Below are 22250 nucleotides of genomic sequence, written 5' to 3' on the forward strand. Positions count from 1 at the left end.
GGGATTGATCAACTTGACCTATGATGAACTTTTAATAGAAGCAGACAGCAATGGGCTGACTGTTAAAGAGGCTCCTCTACAAGCCAGTGATGGAAGAATTAAGGGACGTCGGATTGCCATCCGAAAAGACATTCCCACCCAACGCCAGAAAGCCGATGTCCTGGCTGAAGAGCTTGGACATTACTATACTACTGTTGGTCGTATCGTAGAGCAGCACTCCATCTCTGATCGAAAGCAGGAATACGCAGCCCGGCTCCGCGCCTACGACCGCCGAATCGGACTTTCCGGAATCATTTTGGGATACCGCAAACACTGCCACAACCTTCATGAACTGGCAGACTGCCTGGAGGTATCTGAGGAATTTTTAAAAGAAGCTTTGGAATGTTACCGTGAAAAATACGGCTGCTACACAGAGCTGGATGGTTATGTGATCATGTTTGAACCTCACTTGGCGGTGATGGAAAAGATATAGAAACCGAAAATACATAGAAGGAGAATCTTATGAGTAAACCCAAAAGTACATCTGATTTGTTCGAGCACAAATCAAAAGCTCTGCAAAAAATAGACGATTATTTAACAAATCTCATTCAGTCTGATGAGCCCCGAGATAATGGAAAAGCCGACAAGCTCTGCTATTGGTTAAACGACTGGATGAACTTCTTATCATTCGAAAAAGATTTCTCACCCAAAAGTCTCCGCAGATATAAACGCGGTGAAATTATAAAGATACATTTAGGCTTCAATGTGGGCAGTGAAGAGGGTGGCCTTCATTATGCTGTTGTGTTAGACAAAAACAATGCAAAATCCTCACCTGTTGTTACTGTCGTTCCCCTTACTTCTGTAAAACCCCATACGGACACTACAAATTTAAAAAATGGAAGTATTTTTTTAGGGAACGAACTTTTTACCAATTTGAATTCAAAGATATCTATGGTTGATCGAAAAGTGAAAAGCGAGATTGATGAGTTGGAAAAGCTCGTGGCTGATGCCTCTAAAAAAGCATCCAGTGAACATTTTTCTACAATAGATACAAAACTTGGCACTGCCCGTAAAGAACTGGAATTATTAGCAAAAATGCGGGCAGAAGTATTAAAAATGAAGCATGGAAGCATCGCCCTTGTAAGTCAGATTACAACCGTGAGTAAAATCAGAATCTATGATCCCCAAACTGACCATGATATCCTAAGCGGTATTAAATTGTCCAATGAAAAACTGGATCTAATAGATTATGAGATCAGAAAGAGTTTTACAAATTTTTAGCATATTTCTGTTGACAATTGCATAAAATGTGGGTACAATGAATACGAAAAACATTGCCGTTTACCGGCCGTATAGAAGACATTGTTTCCAGTCAGCTGGAAACCGTATTCATTGAAGACCCTACAGAGATGTAGGGTCTTTTACGTTCTATGAAACAGAAAATCCGCCCAGTGTTGGCGCACCGAGCGGATCTTCATAGATTTTCTCTTACCGGATGCCCGGAAGATATAAATCAGACTTAAGACACCTGAATTATATCATCTCCAGTGCATCCTGGCAAGGGGTGTATTTTTTATACCCAAAATCGGGCTGTTGCGACGTCGCAACAGAAAGGAGCATGATATAATGGCTACTGCGAAAAAACTCCCCTCCGGATCCTGGAGGTGTCTGGTGTACAGTCACACTGAGCGTATATTCGACACGAAATCAGGTACATGGAAGGATAAACGAATTTATGAATCATTTACCAGCGATGACCCATCAAGACGCGGGAAAGCGGATGCTGAGCGTCAGGCCGCCGAATTTCAACAGGATCGCGACACCAATGTCAGCCGGAAACGTCAAAAAACGGAAACATTTTGCTGAAAGATGCAATGAAGAAGTACGTAGAAGCCATCGGTCCATCGCTCTCAGGTACCACCGTCCAGGGATATTCAAAAGAACAATATGACTCCTATGCTTTCCTGATGGAAAAGAAGCTTAAAGACATCACCACAGAGGACTTACAGAAAGCTGTTGATGATGATACGAAGCGCCCCTCAAAACGTTCAACAAAAACGAAAGCACCTATATCACCCAAGACTGTTCGAAACACTTACAGCTACATACGAAGTGTTATAAACTATTTTTATCCGAACGATAACTATGATGTAAGGCTGCCTAAGATACCTAAGAAAGTTAAAAATCTTATTCCTGCAAAAACTGTGCTGGAAATCATTAAAGATACGGAAATCGAACTGCCGTGTCTCCTGGCCTGCTGGCTCAGCTACTCTATGTCTGAGATCCGTGGAATCCGTGTTCGAGATATCTCTAACGGGTACATTACCCTGGACCGTGTTATCGTTGACATTGGACAGACTCCAACGGTAAAGGAAAGCGGCAAAGCGGAAGCCCGTCTGCGTAAGCATCACATCCCGAATTATATTCAGGCATTGATCGACAAGAATATCTCTGGGAAGAAACCAGATGATCCTTTGATCACCCTGAGCGGACATGCAATTTACATGCGTTGGGTATCTCTTTTAGAGCAGCATGACCTACCTCACATGACATTCCACGATCTGCGGCACCTTAATGCATCTGTAATGGCAATGCTCCGGATCCCGGATAAATATGCGCAGGAACGCGGCGGATGGTCTTCTGATCGGGTTATGAAAAACGTATACACACATACATTTTCAGAGGAACGGGAAAAGGTCGATGAGACCATAGACAATTATTTTGACTCGCTTCTGGACGGAAGTGCTTCAGAAAAAGAGAAGTCCGCCATTGAGATTATAAATGCACTTCGTGAAGCTGATCCGAACGGCTGGTACAAAGCCCTGCTAAATATGCAACACGAAATGCAACACAAAAACTAAAAAGCCGCGTAAATACGCGGCTTTTGTCGTGGACCTGAGGGGAATCGAACCCCTGTCCGAAAACCTATCCCCTGTTCTTCTACTATCATAGTCTGTTATTTAGAATTCCCGCCCGAACCCGAAAGCAGACATCCTGATCCGTTTGGTAGCTTCATCATACGCCCGCGTGCGCAAAGCTTTGCACGTGTCGTTTCCTGCTTTAAATGATGCCGGTTACTTAAAATGCAGGTATTCTAAGGCCGACAGCTGCCTAAATTAGGCTGCGTATGCTAATTCGTCGTTAGCGTTTATATTTAGGTTTGCCATTTAACGCATTGCATGCGGATAGCTTCACCAGCTTCAAAGCCCCCGTCGAAACCAGTACAAGCCCTTACTGGCACTCTCTTCGGAGTTTTTCGCATCGCCCGATCCGCAATGGGTCGCAGACATTCTTCCGATGCGTTCGCTTTTGACAGTGTTCAAAATCCAGGCGACCCCGAATTCTATACTGGTACTGTTCTCGCGTAACACAAATCTTACCATCACTCGCCCAAATTGTCAAGGGTCCGCAGTATAGATCCGCTCTAGTACAGATTTTTCACCTTGAATTCCTTCTCCAGCTCTCTTCTCTGATCCTTCTTTGCGATATCAGCGCGCTTATCGTAGAGCTTCTTACCTCTTGCGAGACCAATCTCCACTTTTACGATACTTCCCTTAAAGTATACCTGGAGCGGCACTAAGGTATAACCTTTTTCCTGGATCTTTCCCTTTAATTTGTTGATCTCGTAGCGGTGCATCAGGAGTTTTCTCTCGCGGAGCGGGTCCTTGTTGAAGATATTTCCCTTCTCATACGGGCTGATGTGCATGCCGTAGATCATGACCTCGTCGTTTGTGATCCGCACGAAGGATTCCTTGATGCTGCACTTGCCCATACGCATAGACTTTACTTCCGTTCCCGCAAGGGCAATACCGCACTCGAACTTATCGTCGATAAAGAAGTCGAAATACGCTTTTTTATTGTTCGCGATCAGCTTAAAGCCGCTGCTCTTTGCCATAATCCTATCCTCTTTTCTGTTCCAGCCGGGAACTCATCCGACCGGAACTTATCTCTATATTATAATACCATTTCACCGCAAAGCAATGTTTTCCGGGAAATTTTCGCCGCCAATCCGTCGTGTCCGAATCATTTCGCCTAATCAAATTTTCTTACCGGCAGAAAATCAATGGTCTTCAAATACCTGTCCACAGAGACCACCTGGATCTTCACCGTCTGTCCCAGCTTATATTTCTTTCTCGTCCGCTCTCCCACTAACTCATAGTGTTCCTCATCGAACACATAGTAATCGCCATCCAGGTTCGCAAGGCGTACCATGCCTTCCACAGTGTTCGGGAGTTCCACATAGAAACCGTAGTTGCTGATTCCAGAGATCACACCGGTGAATTCCTCGCCGATATGGTGTTCCATGAACTGGACCTTCTTCGCCTTGTCGGTCTCCCGCTCCGCCTCGTCCGCAAGGCGTTCCCTGGATGATGTCCAGACCGCAACCTCCGGCAGGATCTTCTCGTAGTGGGCAACGCGCTTCTTCGTGAGCTCACCGTGAAGGTTCTCCTTGATGATCCGGTGGATCTGAAGATCCGGGTATCTGCGGATTGGGGAGGTGAAGTGGGTATAATAGTTCGCCGCAAGACCGAAATGTCCCATGCAGTCCGTCGTGTACTTCGCCTGTTTCATGGAGCGGAGCGCCAGTCTCGCGAGAAGCGCCTCCTCCGGGGATCCGGCTGCCTTTGCAAGAAGCTTCTGCATCTCCTTCGGGTGAAGCTCCCCGTTCTGGAGACGGATCGAGTAACCGAAATTGTTGATCAGGATTCCGAAGCGCTTGATCTTCTCCCCATCCGGCTTCTCATGGCTGCGGTACAGGAACGGCGCCTGCTGCCAGTAGTAATCTTCCGCCACGGTCTCGTTGGCCGCCAGCATGCAGTCCTCGATCAGCATTGTCGCCGCGTTCCGCTCGTATGGCTTGATCTCCACCGGGCGTCCCTTTGCGTCCAGGATGATCTTGCACTCCGGGAAATCGAAGTCCACAGCACCTCTCGCCATGCGCTTTTCTCTTAAGACGCGAGCGGTCTCGTCCAGAAGCAGGAACATCGGGACGAAATCCTCGTACTCTTCCAGGCACTTTTTCGCGAATTCAGCTTTCTCTTTCGCTGCGTCTTTCTTTTTCTCGAGATCATCTGCCTGTACATTTTTCAGACTCCGTTTCGATTTTTTCTGTTCATCATTCTCAAAACGCTCGTCCTGGTTCCGTCCTTTTGTCTCTTCTAACTCAGCGTCCTCCCCGCTATTCTTTCCATTCTTCGCTTCCAGGATCGCATTCACCGCCGTGTACGTCATTCTCCGGTCAATGTTCACCACAGACTCGCAGATCTTATGCCCCACAATAATACCCTTTTCATCGATATCCATAAGACAGCTCATCGCCAGCCTGTCACATCCTGCATTCAGGGAACAGATTCCGTTGGAAAGTCTGTGGGGCAGCATCGGGATCACGCGGTCCACAAGGTACACGCTGGTTCCCCGCTTGTACGCCTCCTCATCGAGAGGACTCTTCTCCTTTACATAATGGCTCACATCCGCGATGTGAACGCCGAGATGGTAGATCGTCTCCCCGTTTATCGTCTCCTTCGACACACTGACTGCATCGTCCAGATCCTTCGCATCCTCTCCGTCGATGGTCACCATCGGCACATTTCGAAGGTCCACTCTTCCGTTCTTCTCGATCTCCTCCTCCACATATTCCGGCGAGAGCGCCTCCGGAACATGGGAGACCTCCTCCATCACCTCTTCCGGGAACTCCTCCGGCAGCCCGTAGGCCCGGACGATGGACAGGATATCCACTCCCGGATCATTGATATGACCCAGAATTTCCTTTACATGGCCTTCCGGATTTTTATTTTTCGCCGCGTAAGTATCCAGCTTTACCACAACTTTGTGCCCGGATACCGCGCCATTTTCCTTTCCCTGGGGGATAAAGATATCCATGGTGATCCGCGGGTTGTCCGGGATCACGAAACCGAAATTCTTGTTTTTCTCGAAGGTTCCGATCAGGGTCTCGTTGGCATGCTTCAATACCTTTAAGACTCTCGCCTCCGTCCGGCCGCCTCTTCCGTTCTCATTGATGACGACCTGGACCGTATCCCCGTCCATGGCATCCCCGGTATCATCCGGCGGGATAAAGAGATCATCCTCCCTGCCCTCGATAGTCACAAAGCCGAAGCCCCGGTGATGAGCCGCAAAAACTCCCGTCTGGGCGAAGACCTCGGATCTCGCATATTTTCCCTTTTTCGAGATTCCAACCTTTCCAGACGCCACCAACTCATTTAAAACTTCTTCCAGCTCGCCGCGCTGCTCCTTTGTGACACCAAGAAGCATCGCCAGCTCTTTTAATTTCATCGGAACATATGTCGGATCCTTCATCAGGTCCAGCAGCATATTTTTCCGCTCTTCCATTAACTTTTCTTCCATTCTTCTCCTTAAATAATATCCGGTAAAATCCAAACAATCTAAAAGTTCCCAGTGCAGTATTCACACCGGGCAGCCGCAAATGATCAAATTAATAAGATTCTGCAGACCATATTATAAATAATAAAGAGCGCGCCCTTTTGTCACCCGGAATCTTCATCGAAATTTCCTGTTAAACAAAAAACACTCCTGCACGGAAGTTATCGCTGCAAGAGTGTTCGTCATCTTAGAATTAAATTACCTTTAAATTTAATACCAGGGCAAGTACAAAAATCAGGATTGCCGCAATTTTTGTAAACTTTTCAAGGTTGCCTTCCATAGAACGGCCTTTATTTTTTCCCCAGTAGCTCTCAGCTACACCACTGATCGCGCCAAGTCCGGAAGTCTTTCCTTCCTGCATTAACACGATCACTGTCATTGCGATACATAAGATAACGAATACGATCGTCAGAATAATTCTAATCACCGACTACACCTCCTGTCCACAGATAAAGCCATCATAACATAAAAACTCAGGGCTGTCAATCTCCAGCTTGCGCGCTGAAATCTCAGGCAGCATGCAGGCAGTTACTGACATTGCCCGTGTACAATAACTACGGACTTACTGTCTGCCGCGCTCGAAAGCGCATGGGGACGGTACGAAGCAGGCAGGCAGAAGAATGCCTGCCTGCTTCGGAAGTTTTTTACGGATCACTGGAGCTTTTTCCAGTCGATCCAGTCGCCGTAATAGACGGTCTGGTCTTCCCCGTTTTTCGTCCATATCTTATATGGGTAGGAGCTCCCCGATAAGTCTGCGCTGAAACTGAGCGTTTTATCCGCATTGTTTTCGTTTCCGGAAGATAAGATATTAGACATGGACTCCTCTCCCGGCACTGCCGCCAGATTTACAATATCAAAAAATGTATTGAGATAAAAAATGAGTGATGCTCGGTCTTTCAACCTGGCATCACTCGTTTTTCGTTGTTTCTTACCAACCCCGTTTGACAGATACCGTAAAATAGTTAAGTTTTTGGTTTAACTGTTTTACGAACACCCGGCATTGCAACGGATCATTTTTTGAGCCAGAAGATCCCGGATCGTCTCCGCGCAGAGTCTGGCATCCGGTTTCGCTCCTTCTTCGATCCGTTCTGAAATCCACTCCTTCAGCACGCCTTTTTCCATATACGCGATCTTGATCCGGTAATTTCCAATCTCAATTCCCAAACAATTTTTCATCTTGAAGTTCTCCATTTCAGAACAGGCCAGTATACCAGCCGGTCAATTTTTCTCCGTATAATATCATAATAAAACAGGCCGCCGCGATCGCCGGGCCAAAAGGAACACGTTTTTCTTTCCGGAAAGACGCGAACCCCAGACCGAAGAGACAGCTTAAGATCAGGTAAAACAGGATCTCCCAGGCCGAGCTCAGGTAAAGTCCTGTCATAAAAAACAATTTGATATCGCCCCCGCCAAGGCTTTCCTTCCCTGTGAGTTTATCAAAGACCAGAGATACGAGAAGCATCCCCCCGCCGAGGATCAATCCAAGGAAGAGACCTCCAAAGATTCTCTGGATCGGGTCCGGGAGAAACAGGGCGGTCGCTAAAAATATCACACAGCCCGCAATCTGCAGGCGGTCGGGGATGATCCATCCATGAAGGTCGGTCAGGCTGAGGATCATAAGGACTACTGTCAGAAGAATTCCCCTGAGACTCATCACAGACATATCATAGCGATACACGATCATACAGCAGGCAATTCCCGATACCAGTTCCACAAAAAAGGCTTCTGCCGGTATCTTTGCCCTGCAGTAGCGGCAGTGTCCTTTTAAAAGGAGCCAGGAAAACAGCGGGATCAAGTCCAGCACTCCCAGGACATGTCCGCAGTGGTCACAGTGGGACCGCCCGGCAACCACTGACTCTCCGGAAAGAAGCCGTCCCGCCGCGCAGTCCGCAAAGCTTCCGAGACAGCAGCCCAGGATGAATGTGATCGTTAGGATGTATATTGTAATTCCCGGGCTGATGTGCAGCAGATTGATACTCCTTTATCTATTTGCTAAGGATCCTTTGTAGTCCTATTTTCGAGGGCCGAATAGGTTCTGTCCCTGTCAGTTTTTCAGCTTTCCCTCCATATAACTCACTTGCTGCAGCTGCCCGTCGATACGCATGCGGATCACCATATTGTCCTCCGTCGGCTCGAAATGGATATCTGAGGCATTCACCGAAACCGCGCGCTCAATAATGGAATTTACGAGCCGGATCATCGGCACGATCCTCTTTTTTGAGGTGCGCTTTGCCTCCTCGATCGCCATGAAGTTCAATGGATCCGCCATCGCCAGAAAGAGCTGATCCCTGGAAACACGGACCGGAACCACATTCATCTTTTTCGCCAGGTTCTTTGCTACATATCTGGACATTTCCGGCGTGATATCCACCTTCGAGAGATCGATATATTCGATGCCAAGCTGGATCCGCAGTGTATCGATCAGCTGTTTTTCCGTTATATAGTTATGTTTGACCAGAGTCGTTCCCAGTCATTCTTTTTCCTGTGCCTGATATTTTAATGCCTCGCCGAGCTGCTCCTACGTGATCAGCCCAGCCTCAGGAAGCATATCCCCTAAACGTTTTGTATGCATAATTTGTCACCTCTGCAAGGATTCGGTCATATCTGACTGCCAATTTTCTGAACAGACATGTTCTTTTGTATTGTACCATAGGGAAACGTTCTTTTGTAATTTTTCTGGCGAACGTCTTATTTTTATCTTCCAGCCTTTTTGTTTAAGCGAAAAAAGCAGTCATCCGGTGCAGGTTCATGCCTGCATCAGATGACCGTTTTTTCAAACATTTGATCAATATTCCATTGATCCTACCGGATATCAGCTCCAAGACGGAACTTCAGGTTTCCGAGGATCTTCTTTACGAATCTCTCGATATCCTTCGGATCAAGTGCCTTGTCCTCCGGGACAAAGGTGATCTTGAATGCCATGCTCTTCTTACCCTTTCCGAGCTGCTCGCCGCGGTAGATATCGAAGAGCTCTGCGTCACCGACCTGCTTGCATGCCTTCCTGATCTCATTGATCAGGCTGCCGCAGCTTACATCCTCGTCAACGACCATAGCCAGGTCACGGGTAACCGTGTCATACTCGGAGATCGGTTTGTAGCGCAGACCTTCCGGCATGTGGGAAGCAAGTGCCGCGAAGTCGATCTCACCGAGATAGATCTGGTTGTTTGCCTTGCTGTCTTTCGGGAGCTTTAACTCACCCGCAACGCTGTTTGCAAGCTTACCGAAGGAACCGACGCGCTCGCCATCACAGAGAATGTATGCGGAGATTCCCGGATGAAGATACGGAACATCCTCTGCTCTCTCGTAGTCGAAGCTTACGCCGAAGGAAGCTGCAAGCTCTTCCATGGTTCCTTTGACGGTAAAGAAGTCTTCTTCCTCACCGAATGCCGCGAATCCCACATGCGGAATCTCATTCGGAAGTTCTGTAAGCGGAAGTGCCTTCGGATAGTACACGTTCGCGTACTCAAAGAAACGTCCTGCCGTGTTGCCCTTCTTCACATTCTCAACAACGGTATTCAGCATGGACGGAGCCAGGGTTGTTCTCATGATGGAAAGGTTTGTGGTGATCGGGTTTAACAGGCGGATCACGTTGCGCTCCTTCGCGTCCTCAGCGATATGAAGCGCGTCAAGGTCAGCGTCAGAGTAGAATGCCAGAGTGGATACCTCGAAATAGCCCTGGGATACCATCACCTGTTTTAATTTTGTTCTTCTCTTCTGTGCCGGGTTTAATCCACCGTTTGTAACTGCGGAATCCTTTAAGAAGGTCGGAACGATGTGCTCGTAACCGTATTCACGGATCACTTCCTCCGCGAGATCCGGCTCACCAACCTCGATATCCTCACGGTAGCGCGGTGCTGTCACAGTAAGAACATCACCGTCGCGCTCTACCTCGAAGCAGAGTCTGCGGAGAATGTCAAGAACATTCTCTGCCGGAACCTCGATGCCGAGGATCTTGTTGATGCCACTCAATGTCGCGGTAAATTTCTTACCTTCTCTCGGTGCGCCTGCGCTCACATCGAATGCGCTGGCTGTGATCTCGCCGCAACCGAGTTCTTCGATCAGGTGAAGGGCACGTGCCATACCGATCTCTACGGTATACTCAGCGATACCTTTCTCGTAGTGGCTGGACGCATCGGTGTTCTGTCCGAGGCTTCTCGCTGTCTTACGGATGTTGTCACGCATGAATTTTGCCGACTCAAAGAGAAGCTGCGTGGTGTTCTCTGTGATCTCACTGTTCATGCCGCCCATGATACCCGCAAGGGCTACCGGTTTGCTGCCGTCGCAGATCACGAGATTGTTCTCGTTTAACTTGAACTCTTTTCCGTCCAGAGTCTGGATCATCTCGCCGTTCTCCGCGCGGCGGACGATGATCTGGCTGCTCTCTAAGGTGCTCATATCGAAAGCATGCATCGGCTGTCCGATCTCAAGCATCACGTAGTTTGTGATATCGACCACATTGCTGATGCTCCTTAAGCCGCAGAGTGCTAACTGGCGGCGCATCCATCTCGGGGACTGGCCCGGAGTGATGTTTCTGACACCATGACCTAAGTAGCGCGGGCAGAGATCCTGTGCCTCTACTTTGATGTCAAGGTTTTCATATTTATAATCGCTCTCTTTGTAGTCGAGAGCCGGCATTTTAAGCGGTTTGTCTAAGACTGCGGCAACCTCTCTCGCGATTCCTAAAACAGACTGGCAGTCCGCACGGTTCGCCGTTACAGAGATGTCGAAGATATAGTCGTCTAAGCCAACGACTTTCGCGATATCTGTTCCCGGGACGGTGTCCTTCGGAAGGTCTAAGAGACCGTAGACCTCAGAACCTGGATACAGGTCCTCGTTTAAGCCCAGCTCTTCACCGGAGCAGAGCATACCGTTGGACTCGATGCCCCGCATCGGTTTTGCCTTGATCCTGATGCCGCCCGGAAGTGTGGAATTGTCGAGGGCTGCCGGTGTGTGCATTCCTGCATACACATTCGGGGCGCCTGTGACGATCTGGATATCGTTTCCATACTCGCCGCAGTCTACTTTACATGTGCAAAGATGCGTTCCCTCCACCGGGGTACATTCTTTTACAACACCGACAACGACACGGTCGATCTCAGCGGAGAGATCGATCAGTTCCTCTACCTCGAATCCGCAGCCGAAAAGCTTATCCTCTAACTCCTGGGCTGTCACGTCAATGTCAACATATTCTTTCAGCCAACTAAATGGTACTTTCATGATCTTCTCCCTCCCCTATTAGCCTTTGAACTGCTTCAGGAAACGAAGATCATTCTCATAAAGCAGGTTGATGTTGTTGATACCGTATTTTAACATGGCGATACGCTCGATACCGATACCGAAGGCGAGACCGGAATACTCATTCGGGTCGATTCCGCAGTTTTCCAGGACCTTGTGGTGTACGATACCGCCGCCGAGAACCTCGATCCAGCCGGTGTGTTTGCAGAGCGGGCAGCCTTTTCCACCGCACTCGAAGCAGCTTACATCGACCTCAACGCTCGGCTCCGTGAACGGGAAATAGCTCGGACGGAGACGTGTCTTAACTTCGCTTCCGAAGATCGCCTGTACGAACTTGTCCAGCATACCCTGAAGGTCGCAGAGTGTGATCTTCTTATCCACAACAAGACCTTCCATCTGATGGAACATCGGGGAGTGGGTTGCGTCACTGTCGGAACGGAATACACGTCCCGGTGCCAGCATCTTGATCGGCGGCTTCTTCGCGTCCATGACACGGATCTGTCCCGGGCTTGTGTGGGTACGGAGCAAGATATCTTCCGCTACATAGAAGGTATCCTGCATATCTCTCGCCGGATGGTTCTTTGCAACGTTTAATCTTGTAAAGTTATGGTCGTCATCCTCGATCTCCGGGCCGTCGTAGATCTCGAAGCCCATTCCGGCGAAGACATCGATCATCTCGTTCTCTGTGACGGTGAGCGGATGAAGTCCTCCTGCCGGGCGCATCTTTGCCGGCATGGTGATGTCGACCTGCTCGCTCTTGTTGCGGGCTGCAAGCTCCAGCTCATCCATCTTATTTTTCATTTCCTGGTAGCGTGCTTCTACCTGATTCTTAAATTCGTTGATCGTCTTACCAACGTTCGGGCGCTCCTCCTTCGGAACGCTTCCAAGACCTTTCATCAGGTCCGCAATGCTGCCTTTCTTTCCAAGGAAGTTCTGCCAGAACTCACCAAGCTGTTCCTTGGACTCTACACTGCCGAGAGCGGCTTCCATCTGCTCTTTCAGTGCCTTGATCTTCTCTTCCATAGTCCACCTCATTCTTTCGGTATGGTTTGGTTATCTATCAGTGCGGCGGTCAGGCTTTTCTGCATGGCCATATCTTCTTGTTTTCTCTTTCACGAAAACAAGAAGCACGGGGCGTTCCCCGTATGATGATTTTTTCTGAAAAAGGCTTATGCAAGCGAGCTTGCAGCACCTTTCTCAGGAAAAATCATCGCATGGCTGAGCTGTTAACATGAAAAAAGCCCCGTCCCGCGCTATGGGACGAAGCTGACTCTCCGTGGTACCACCCAGATTCCGCATGATTTATATGCGGCACTCTAACGTCTGTAACGGGACTTCCCGTCCTGCACTACTGGAATTTCTTTCGCACAGGCTGCTCAAGAGTGAATTTACAAAAGTTTCCTTCGGAAGGTCTTTCAGCCGGTGAACCTTCTCTCTGTCATACCGGAATTTCCTTGTACTGTCTCTGTCATTGCGTTTTACACATTGACGATGGTAGCACAATCCGTAATATTTGTCAAGTGGCGGGCAGTCTGTCGGAATGGGATCCATGTTTTAACCGTTACTGTTTACGCCTTGCGCAAACAGTAACTGATTTTGCCGATGCTTCGCATTCCAAATCGGCAAAATCCACTACCACCACTGTACTGTACGGAATTTTCAGTTCAGAAAATTCCTACCCGTGTACAGTAACTTTTAACCTTCCTTATTAATTTTCCGTTTATATCTGTGAATTTATTTCGAAACATTGCCCGCATTTCTTGACACAATTCCCGTTTTATGGCATTATCACCTTGTGGCAGCAAATTATCTGCATATTATCTTTTATTTCATCCATTCGCATTCGCAATATGCAGGTCTTTTCGAGACAACACCTGTCAAAAAGGAGGAATTTCTATGGATTTTCTGACACTGACCATCGGTAAACAGAAAAACATCGCTCTGATCGCCCATGACAGTAAGAAGCATGAGATGATCGAATGGTGCGAGGCAAATAAAGAGATCTTAAAGGGACATTTCCTGTGCGGCACAGGAACTACCGCGAGAATGATCACCGAAGCCACCGGTCTCCCGGTAAAGGGCTATAACAGCGGTCCTCTCGGCGGTGACCAGCAGATCGGCGCGAAGATCGTGGAGGGGCGCATCGACTTCGTTGTTTTCTTCTCCGATCCCCTGACTGCCCAGCCCCACGATCCGGACGTGAAGGCGCTTCTTCGTATCGCCCAGGTCTACGACATCCCGATCGCAAATAATAAGGCAACGGCAGATTTCATGATCTCCTCCCCGCTTATGAACGAGACATATGACCACCGGGTCATTAATTTCCATGAGGCGATCGCGGACAGGGCGAAGACGCTGTAAGATTATTGATTTCAACCAGGCGGCACAGATATCAGAAAAAGCAGAAAAACATTCAATGTGGATGTTCTTCTGCTTTTCTTGCTTGCCAGTATTTAAATATACACAGATCTAAGAAATAATTCTATATTTGTAACTGTTCAGTACCTTCACAGTTACATGCAAAAATCCATTCCAAATCGGCTACGCCGATGGGATTTTTGCCTTTTAGCCTAGGTTTTCTTACGGTCAGCGCAGCAAGTGCGCAGACCTACTGAACAGTTACCTATATTTTTCTTATTTTTAAACCTCTAAACCATCAAGTGAGCTCTCCGCTGTTGATCACTGCTTCCAGTTCTTTCAGCCGGCTCTCCCCGTACACTTTCAGTCCATACCCGGCAAGCAGGGCCGCAGTCTTTCCCATTCCCTCGCGGAGTTTATGGGAAAAGGTTCCGTCATAGATGCCGTTTGAGCCGCATGACGGGCTTCTTTCTTTTAAAATCGCGATGGTGCAGTCATATTTTTTCGCCTCCCGGAGCGCGAAGTCGGCGCCGAGGAGGAATTCTGCCGTGACGTCCTCGCCTTCCGTGTTCATGACCGCCTCGTCCGGCATATGGATCTCGGAGGCTGCCCGCGGGGTCGGAAGTCCGCCCGCCTGTTCCGGGCAGACCAGATGGAACTTTGCCTTTCCTTCCATTTTTTTCATAAAATCGAGCACATCCTGATTGCGGTTGTTCGAGCCGTCCCACTTGCAGTTTTCGCCGATGAGACAGGCACTGATCAATATCTGAAGCATAATTCTCCCTCTTTCAATGCACGCCGGACAGAGTTCCAGGCTCCTGCATCAACACATTCTGTTGCTCAAATGGCAGGAATCATCACACAGGTTTCTTATTTCTCTCAATCCGGCTGTATGATAAAAGCAGGATCGTCCCACACTTTTTCATGCGGAAGCGGTCCTGCTTTCTTTCTATCTTTTCATAAGATCACGCTGCGTCTTCGTGATCCTATCTTCGTAGGTTTCCGCGCAGATGGTGATCAATGATTACATCTGGCTCTTCTTGCTGATCATTGCTCTCTTTCTGAGGGTCGGATCAAGGATCTTCTTTCTGATACGAAGGCTTGTCGGTGTGATCTCAAGAAGCTCGTCCGTATCGATGAAATCCAGACACTGCTCCAGGCTCATAATCTTCGGCGGAACAAGCTTTAATGCCTCGTCGGCGCTGGAGGAACGTGTATTTGTTAACTTCTTTGTCTTGCAGACGTTGATCTCGATATCCTCCGCCTTCGGGCTCTGTCCGACGATCATACCGGAGTAAACCTTTACGCCCGGTCCGATGAACAGGGTACCTCTCTCCTGGGCGTTGAACAGACCATAGGTGATGGACTCACCGGCCTCGAACGCGATCAGGGAGCCTGTCTTTCTGTAGCTTAACTCACCCTTGAACGGAGCGTATCCGTCAAAGCTTGTGTTCAGGATACCGTTACCCTTTGTATCTGTCATGAACTCACCGCGGTAACCGATGAGACCTCTGGACGGGATGGAGAACTCAAGTCTTGTGTAACCGCCGTTTGTCGGACTCATCCCCTGAAGTTCACCCTTTCTGCTTGTAAGCTTCTGGATGACAGCTCCGGTAAACTCATCCGGAACATCAACGTAAGCGAGCTCCATCGGCTCTAACTTTCTGTTTCTCTCGTCGTATTTGTAGATAACCTCTGCCTTGCTGACAGCGAACTCAAAGCCCTCACGGCGCATGTTCTCGATCAGGACGGACAGATGAAGCTCACCACGGCCGGATACCTTGAAGCAGTCTGCGGACTCTGTCTCTTCTACACGAAGGCTGACATCCGTGTTTAACTCACGGAACAGACGGTCGCGGAGGTGACGGGAAGTAATGAACTTACCTTCCTGACCTGCCAGCGGACTGTCATTTACCATGAAGTTCATGGAGATCGTCGGCTCGGAGATCTTCTGGAACGGAATCGCCTCCGGCTTCTCCGGGGAGCAGAGGGTATCACCGATATGGATATCCGGGATACCGGAGATCGCTACGATCTCACCGATGGTCGCGTTCTGTACTTCGACTCTCTTTAAGCCGTCGAATACATAGAGCTTACCGATCTTAACCTTCTTCATCTTGTCCGGATCATGATGGTTTACGATCACGCAGTCCTGATTTAACTTTAAGGAACCGCTGTCGATCTTACCGATACCGATACGGCCTACGAACTCGTTGTAGTCGATGGTGCTGATAAGGACCTGGGTCTCAGCCTCCGGATCACCTTCCGGCTCCGGGATATAGTTGATAATGGTCTCGAATAACGGGCTCATATCCACTTCAGGATCATCTAATTCTTTCTTTGCGAAGCCTGCACGGGCAGACGCGTAAACGAACGGGCAGTCAAGCTGCTCATCAGATGCGTCGAGATCCATGAATAATTCAAGAGTCTCGTCGATCACTGCTTCCGGTCTTGCCTCCGGGCGGTCGATCTTGTTGATGCAGACGATAACTCTTAAGTCAAGGTCAAGTGCTTTCTGGAGAACGAACTTCGTCTGCGGCATCGGTCCCTCGAATGCGTCGACAACAAGGACAACACCGTCTACCATCTTAAGGACACGCTCAACCTCGCCGCCAAAGTCCGCATGACCTGGGGTGTCGATGATGTTGATCTTCACACCCTTGTAGAATACGGCTGTATTCTTGGAAAGGATTGTAATTCCTCTTTCTCTCTCGATGTCATTGGAGTCCATGACACGCTCTTCTACTTCCTGGTTTGCACGGAATACGCCGCTCTGCTTTAATAACTGGTCTACCAGGGTCGTTTTACCGTGGTCAACGTGGGCGATGATCGCAATATTTCTGATATCTTCGCGTTTGATCTTCATAATCAATCCTCTTTCTTCATCTATAACTGTCCTCTCACCGATCATTTCCCGACCCGTTTTGCACAGTCATCTTACATTGTATACACTACATTTCCTAATTTTTGCATTACCGACTCAAAATTATAGCATTCATGAAATCAAAATGCAATATATAATCTTTCAAAATTCGGGGCAGATCTGCCTTTTCTGTGTGTTTTTTTCTATCCAATCGGCAGTTAGTTTTCTCTCACCCATTCGAAATGTCAGAACCCCCGTTTATACTGGCTTGCTGCGGCATTCAAGGATCAGCCTGATATCCCCTTCAAGACATAACTTCTGTATGTGCAGACTGATGCCCCGGCCGGCAGTTAAAACAGAATCACTTCCTTATTAAGTGTGCCGTACCACACCTCATCGCCCTTCCCGATCTTCGCGCCGCCGCTTGTCCCCTCGGTGATCTTCTTTTCCAGGCCATCGTACTCTGCCACCGGGACGAGAACGGAAAACTCCACCTTATCCGTGTACACGCTGTCCAACACCGTCATATTTTCCTGTCCCAAAATGTACTGGATCTTTCCGACACCTGTGTAGTCCGTCACGATCTTCATCTCAAAGGCGCGCTTCTTCTCAACGATCTCGGAAGCCGCAAGTCCCTCCTTCACAGCGCCGGAATAAGCCCGCACAAGACCGCCTGTTCCAAGCAGGGTCCCGCCGAAATATCTCGTCACGACGACACAGACGTTGTGGACATCCTCGCCTAAAAGCACGTCAAGCATCGGCCGTCCCGCCGTCTGGGCCGGTTCCCCATCATCGCTGCATCTTGTGAGCTCGTGGTTCATGCCGATGGTAAAGGCCTGGCAGTTGTGGCGGGCGTCCCAGTATTTCTTTTTGATCTCGGCGATAAACGCCGCTGCCTCCTCCTCGGACTCCACCGATTTCAGGTTCGCGATAAAGCGGGATTTCTTCACTTCGATCTCCGCTGTGCCGCCTTTGTATAAAATTTTCACGCTGTCAAGAGCCATATCTCCTCTCCTTCATATCCCGTCCAAACCTGCTGTCCGTCCCGTATATTTTTCCGTTATTTCCGGTTTCCGGGCAGAACCGGACAGGCAACCCTCATAATTCCGCATTGCGGAAAGATATCCCTGTCATTCATATTTTTGTCATGTCTTTGACGATTCCGACCACAAAATGTAATTTTTCCTTCATATTTTCCCACTTTGCGGTCAAAAATATCATAATACAAACCAAACTTTTCCACAATAACTATTTATAAATGAATGAAACTTTGCTATAATTAGGGAATGATAAAGGAGGCATCCTGAATGAATTATGGAAAAAACGAGGTGGAAAAGACACTCCGCAAGACAAATTCCAGATCACAGAAGATCACCTCACATCTGGTGCTTCTTCTCACAAAGATCATCCTGATCCTGGTTCTGTTTGCAGCGGTGCTTGGAATCAGCTTCGGCTACGGAATCTTCAAGGGCGTTATCGACGCAGCCCCGGAGATCGATGTAGCGAGCATCGAGCCAAGCGGTTATGCCACCATGGTCTATGACAGTAAGGGAAACCTCACGGAAACGCTCGTAAAATCAGGAGCGAACCGTCTTGAGGCATCCTACGAGGAACTTCCCCAGTGCCTGATCGACGCTTTCGTCGCGATTGAGGATTCCAGGTTCTGGTCCCACAAAGGCGTTGATGTCCGTTCCATGGTCCGTGCGGCCGTCGGAATCATTACCGGTGACTCCAGTGCCGGCGGCGGAAGTACCCTGACCCAGCAGCTCATTAAAAACAATATCTTTGAAGGCGGCAATGAGGACACCTTCGGGGAGAAGCTTGAGCGAAAGATCCAGGAGCAGTATCTGGCGATCCAGTTAGAGAAGATCATGGATAAAAAGATCATCCTCAAAAACTACTTAAATACCATCAACCTCGGAAACAACACTCTGGGCGTAAAGGCGGCGGCTCTCCGTTACTTTGATAAGGATGTTTCGGACCTTACACTCTCCGAAGCGACCGTCATCGCCGGAATCACCCAGAACCCGTCGAGATTCAACCCGCTCTCCGAGAACGGAAGAAAACGCAACGAAGAAAAGCGCCGCGTGATCCTCCAGTACATGTACGAGCAGGGAAAGATCACGAAGGAAGAGCAGGAGGAGGCTCTTGCCGATGACGTTTACTCCCGGATCAAAAACGTGGATATCGTCACAAAAGAGACCCAGACGCCGTACTCCTACTTTACCGACGAGCTGATCGATCAGGTATTAAAAGCCCTGCAGGACAAGAAAGGCTACACGGAGACGCAGGCCTACAATCTCCTCTTCTCCGGCGGTCTTGAGATCCACACCACCCAGGATCCGGATATCCAGTCCGTGGTGGATGAAGAGATCAGCAGACCGGAAAATTACGACGTTGTCTACTACTCGATCGACTACCGTCTGTCGATCCAGCATCCGGACCAGACAACAACGAACTATTCCGATGAGACATTAAAAACATATTTCCGCAAGGAACTCGGCGAGACAAACTTCGACGGTCTCTTCTCCTCAAAGGAGAAGGCGGATAAGGCCATCGCGAAATACAAAGCTGCAGTGACAAAAGACGGGGATACGGTTCTCGGCGAATCTGTCCACTATGTACTTCAGCCTCAGGCGTCCTTCGTCCTCATCGACCAGTCCAGCGGCTATGTGAAGGCGCTCAGCGGCGGCCGCGGCCAGAAAGAGGTCAGCCGTTCCTTAAACCGTGCCACAAACACCCTGCGCCAGCCTGGTTCCACCTTCAAGGTCATCACATCCTTCGCCCCGGCGATCGATACCTGCGGCGCTACCCTGGGAAGTGTCTACTACGACGGCCCGTACACCATGGGCACAAAGACGTTCCGGAACTGGTACAGCAGCAAGGGCTACATGGGCTACAGCACGATCCGTGACGGTATCGTCTACTCCATGAACATTGTTGCCGTCCGCTGCATGATCGAGACTGTGACACCGCAGCTCGGCGTGGAATACGCGAGAAACTTAGGGATCACTTCCTTAACAGATACGGACTACAACGCTTCCACCGCTCTCGGCGGTATCACAAAGGGCGTTTCAAACCTGGAGCTCACCAATGCCTTTGCGGCCATCGCAAACGGCGGTATCTACACGAAACCAGTGTTCTTCACCCAGATCCTGGACCACAACGGAAAAGTGCTTCTGGAAAATGCGCCGGAGACAAAGCGTGTACTTAAGGACTCCACCGCATTCCTTCTCACGGACGCGATGTCCCAGTCCATGGAAAGCAGCCGCATGTTCGCGTCCTCCGGAGTCAGCTTGAACTCCACAAGTGCCGTGGCAAATATTCCGGGAATGTCCAACGCCGGTAAGTCCGGTACCACAACAAACAATAACGATATCTGGTTTGTCGGATTTACCCCGTACTACACGGCGGGAATCTGGTCCGGATGTGACGATAACCAGAAGATCTCAGCCATCGGAAGCAGTACTTCCTACCACAAGAAGATCTGGAAAGCGATCATGACAAAGATCCATGAGGGGCTTGCGGACACCGGTTTCCCGGTTCCGTCCTCCGTCACAACCGCCCAGATCTGCCGGAAATCCGGAAAGCTTGCGATCCCCGGTGTCTGCGAGAATGATCCAAGAGGAAACGCCGTTTACACCGAGTACTTTGCAAAGGGAACTGTTCCAACAGAGGTCTGCGACCATCATGTACAGCTGACCGTGTGCAGCGAGTCCGGCGGACTTGCAACGGAATACTGCCCTGCGAAGACTACAAGGACCTTCATGGTGATTCCGGACGGCGAATCCGGCGGAACGGATGATTCTAAATACCGTTCTCCGGGAACCTGCACGATCCACAGCTCGACCTCCGTTGTTCTTCCGAGCGAAGAAGACACTGAGAACATGGGTTCCACAAAGGTCGAGACTGTTCCGGAAACCGTTCCGGAGACCACAAAAGCAGCGCCGAAATCGCCGCTTGACCAGGTATATATTCCTGTGGGACCTGGATATAATTAATCCTAAGTAAAGCAATACGCCGGATAGATTGAGTTCTATCTGGCGTATTGTTATAGAATTTTAGTAACTGTTCAGTAGGTCTGCGCACTTGCTGCGCTGACCGTAAGAAAACCTAGGCTAAAAGGCAAAAATCCCATCGGCGTAGCCGATTTGGAATGGATTTTTGCATGTAACTGTGAAGGTACTGAACAGTTACGAATTTTATAAGATTCCAGACACTGCCTGCGGCGAATTTATAGTCGATAAAATTCTCTGTTGATTCGCAAATAGTAGTAAGCTGCAAAGCACCGCTCAGAAAGTTATACTGCTGAAAAATCCCCCAGCTTTAATACCGGGGGACTCTCTCTATTTACATCATGGCTTTTGTAAATACGACCTTTATTCCGCTTTTCTTTTCTTCATCTCTTCGATCATCACCGGAAGGATCTTTGTGACATCCCCGACGATTCCCGCATCTGCCACATCAAAGATGGACGCATCCTCATCCTTATTGATGGCTACGATATAGCCGGAACCGATCATGCCGGATACATGCTGGGTGGCGCCGGAGATTCCACATGCGATGTAGAGCTTCGGAGCGACGATCTTGCCGGACTGCCCGACCTGGTGGGCTCTCGATACCCAGCCTTCCTCGATTGCAGGTCTGGTGGCTCCCACAACGCCTCCCATGACCTCCGCGAGCTCTTCCACAAGGGCAAAATTCTCCTTGCTGCCCATTCCTCTTCCGCCGGATACGATGATCTGTGCTTCCTCGAGGTTGACGGTCTCTGCGATCTCTTTTACTGTCTCAACGACCTTTGTGCGGACTGTGTCTGCGGAGGCGTCCTCAGCGATGACTTCGCCGGTTCTGCTCTCGTCTAATTTTTTTGCGAAAGAACCGGAACGTACGGTCGCAACATGCGGAAGGTTCTCTCCCATCTTCATGTCATTCAGTACATTTCCATTGTAAGAAAGGGATGTGTAAACGCCGTCTGCAGTGATCCCTGTCACATCTGTCACACAGCCGGACCCAAAGACTGCGGAGACTGCCGGGGCGATCATCTTTCCCTCCGGGGTTCCTGCCATATAGACTGCCTTCGGCTGATATTTCTCCGCAAGTTTTACGAGGATCTGTGCCTTCTCCTCAGCCGGAAGTCCTTCCTCACCTGCCACGAGGACCTTGGAAGCTCCTGCTGTGATCACAGTCTTTGTATCAGTGTCCTTTCCAAATACAACAGCGATCACTTCCTCGCCGTTTGCCTTTGCAAGCTCTGCGGCCTTGCTGACTGTCTCAAGTGCTGCACCGACCGGTGCACCGTCTGCGCTCTGGGCGTAGACCATGATATTCTTTCCATCTGTATATTTCATCGTCTCAATTTCCTTCCATGCTTAATTCCGGCTGACATTCACGTTTTGTGCGGGCCAAAGCCGGTTCT

At 49.2% G+C, this 22250-nt stretch carries 19 protein-coding genes, 1 other RNA gene and 1 other annotated feature; of the genes, 6 read left to right on the plus strand and 14 right to left on the minus strand.

What is annotated here, in order from left to right; genetic code table 11:
* Positions 1-13 precede the first annotated feature (13 nt).
* The 4 genes from ABCW45_RS13750 (at position 14) to ABCW45_RS13765 (ending at position 2840) form a co-directional block, all read left to right on the plus strand.
* Complete coding sequence (locus ABCW45_RS13750; RefSeq protein WP_117484063.1) at positions 14-472, plus strand: hypothetical protein; 459 nt, start codon at positions 14-16, stop codon at positions 470-472.
* A 29-nt stretch (positions 473-501) separates the two neighbouring features.
* The gene (locus ABCW45_RS13755; RefSeq protein ID WP_015554765.1) at positions 502-1260 is read left to right on the plus strand and encodes a type II toxin-antitoxin system PemK/MazF family toxin; all 759 of its coding nucleotides are present in this window, start codon (positions 502-504) and stop codon (positions 1258-1260) included.
* A gap of 345 nt (positions 1261-1605) precedes the next feature.
* On the plus strand, positions 1606-1845 hold the full coding sequence (locus tag ABCW45_RS13760; RefSeq protein WP_117484062.1) for a hypothetical protein: 240 nt from the start codon (positions 1606-1608) through the stop codon (positions 1843-1845).
* An 8-nt stretch (positions 1846-1853) separates the two neighbouring features.
* Positions 1854-2840 (plus strand): tyrosine-type recombinase/integrase, encoded by a 987-nt coding sequence (locus tag ABCW45_RS13765; protein WP_147327055.1) that lies wholly within the window; start codon positions 1854-1856, stop codon positions 2838-2840.
* Positions 2841-2866: 26 nt separating this feature from the next.
* On the opposite strand, the gene ssrA is transcribed toward ABCW45_RS13765, so the two are convergent.
* From ssrA to pheS, 10 genes are all read right to left on the minus strand, one after another.
* Positions 2867-3210, minus strand: a transfer-messenger RNA (tmRNA) gene (gene ssrA, locus ABCW45_RS13770).
* A gap of 193 nt (positions 3211-3403) precedes the next feature.
* Positions 3404-3874, minus strand: a complete 471-nt coding sequence (gene smpB, locus ABCW45_RS13775; RefSeq protein WP_117484060.1) for an SsrA-binding protein SmpB — start codon at positions 3872-3874, stop codon at positions 3404-3406.
* Between the two features lie 137 nt (positions 3875-4011).
* Positions 4012-6342 (minus strand): ribonuclease R family protein, encoded by a 2331-nt coding sequence (locus ABCW45_RS13780; RefSeq protein ID WP_343221038.1) that lies wholly within the window; start codon positions 6340-6342, stop codon positions 4012-4014.
* Positions 6343-6571: 229 nt separating this feature from the next.
* Entirely contained in the window at positions 6572-6805 is a 234-nt protein-coding gene (gene secG, locus ABCW45_RS13785) for a preprotein translocase subunit SecG (protein ID WP_021906090.1), read from the minus strand.
* A gap of 224 nt (positions 6806-7029) precedes the next feature.
* Complete coding sequence (locus tag ABCW45_RS13790; protein WP_165859966.1) at positions 7030-7194, minus strand: hypothetical protein; 165 nt, start codon at positions 7192-7194, stop codon at positions 7030-7032.
* A 168-nt stretch (positions 7195-7362) separates the two neighbouring features.
* A complete protein-coding gene (locus ABCW45_RS13795) occupies positions 7363-7554 on the minus strand; it encodes a hypothetical protein (RefSeq protein ID WP_117484057.1) in 192 nt (63 codons plus the stop codon).
* Positions 7555-7570: 16 nt separating this feature from the next.
* Positions 7571-8353 carry a prepilin peptidase gene (locus ABCW45_RS13800; RefSeq protein WP_343221039.1) on the minus strand — a complete coding sequence of 261 codons (783 nt, stop codon included), beginning with the start codon at positions 8351-8353 and terminating at the stop codon, positions 7571-7573.
* Positions 8354-8422: 69 nt separating this feature from the next.
* A complete protein-coding gene (locus ABCW45_RS13805; protein ID WP_343221040.1) occupies positions 8423-8848 on the minus strand; it encodes an ATPase, T2SS/T4P/T4SS family in 426 nt (141 codons plus the stop codon).
* A 332-nt stretch (positions 8849-9180) separates the two neighbouring features.
* Positions 9181-11595 carry a phenylalanine--tRNA ligase subunit beta gene (gene pheT / locus ABCW45_RS13810; protein ID WP_117484054.1) on the minus strand — a complete coding sequence of 805 codons (2415 nt, stop codon included), beginning with the start codon at positions 11593-11595 and terminating at the stop codon, positions 9181-9183.
* 18 nt (positions 11596-11613) lie between these two features.
* The gene (pheS, locus tag ABCW45_RS13815; RefSeq protein ID WP_015554773.1) at positions 11614-12636 is read right to left on the minus strand and encodes a phenylalanine--tRNA ligase subunit alpha; all 1023 of its coding nucleotides are present in this window, start codon (positions 12634-12636) and stop codon (positions 11614-11616) included.
* A gap of 230 nt (positions 12637-12866) precedes the next feature.
* Positions 12867-13094, minus strand: a binding site (T-box leader).
* A gap of 415 nt (positions 13095-13509) precedes the next feature.
* Here pheS and ABCW45_RS13820 point away from each other — a divergent pair.
* Positions 13510-13974 carry a methylglyoxal synthase gene (locus tag ABCW45_RS13820; protein ID WP_117469810.1) on the plus strand — a complete coding sequence of 155 codons (465 nt, stop codon included), beginning with the start codon at positions 13510-13512 and terminating at the stop codon, positions 13972-13974.
* 295 nt (positions 13975-14269) lie between these two features.
* Here ABCW45_RS13820 and ABCW45_RS13825 read toward each other — a convergent pair whose 3' ends face one another.
* The 3 genes from ABCW45_RS13825 to ABCW45_RS13835 all read right to left on the minus strand — a co-directional run bounded on the left by ABCW45_RS13825 (position 14270) and on the right by ABCW45_RS13835 (position 17838).
* The gene (locus tag ABCW45_RS13825) at positions 14270-14746 is read right to left on the minus strand and encodes a 2-thiouracil desulfurase family protein (RefSeq protein WP_117484053.1); all 477 of its coding nucleotides are present in this window, start codon (positions 14744-14746) and stop codon (positions 14270-14272) included.
* A gap of 249 nt (positions 14747-14995) precedes the next feature.
* The gene (gene typA, locus ABCW45_RS13830) at positions 14996-16837 is read right to left on the minus strand and encodes a translational GTPase TypA (RefSeq protein WP_117484052.1); all 1842 of its coding nucleotides are present in this window, start codon (positions 16835-16837) and stop codon (positions 14996-14998) included.
* A gap of 347 nt (positions 16838-17184) precedes the next feature.
* On the minus strand, positions 17185-17838 hold the full coding sequence (locus ABCW45_RS13835; RefSeq protein WP_117484051.1) for a YigZ family protein: 654 nt from the start codon (positions 17836-17838) through the stop codon (positions 17185-17187).
* 303 nt (positions 17839-18141) lie between these two features.
* Between ABCW45_RS13835 and ABCW45_RS13840 the strand changes: the two genes are divergently transcribed.
* Positions 18142-20835 (plus strand): transglycosylase domain-containing protein, encoded by a 2694-nt coding sequence (locus tag ABCW45_RS13840; protein ID WP_117484050.1) that lies wholly within the window; start codon positions 18142-18144, stop codon positions 20833-20835.
* A gap of 378 nt (positions 20836-21213) precedes the next feature.
* Here the strand turns inward: ABCW45_RS13840 and ABCW45_RS13845 are convergent, their stop codons facing one another.
* Positions 21214-22182 carry an electron transfer flavoprotein subunit alpha/FixB family protein gene (locus ABCW45_RS13845; RefSeq protein ID WP_117484049.1) on the minus strand — a complete coding sequence of 323 codons (969 nt, stop codon included), beginning with the start codon at positions 22180-22182 and terminating at the stop codon, positions 21214-21216.
* Between the last annotated feature and the right edge of the window lie 68 nt (positions 22183-22250).

Origin of the sequence: Pilosibacter fragilis, from assembly GCF_032490495.1 — a bacterium.
In the GTDB taxonomy this organism is placed as follows: Bacteria; Bacillota; Clostridia; order Lachnospirales; family Lachnospiraceae; genus Pilosibacter; species Pilosibacter fragilis.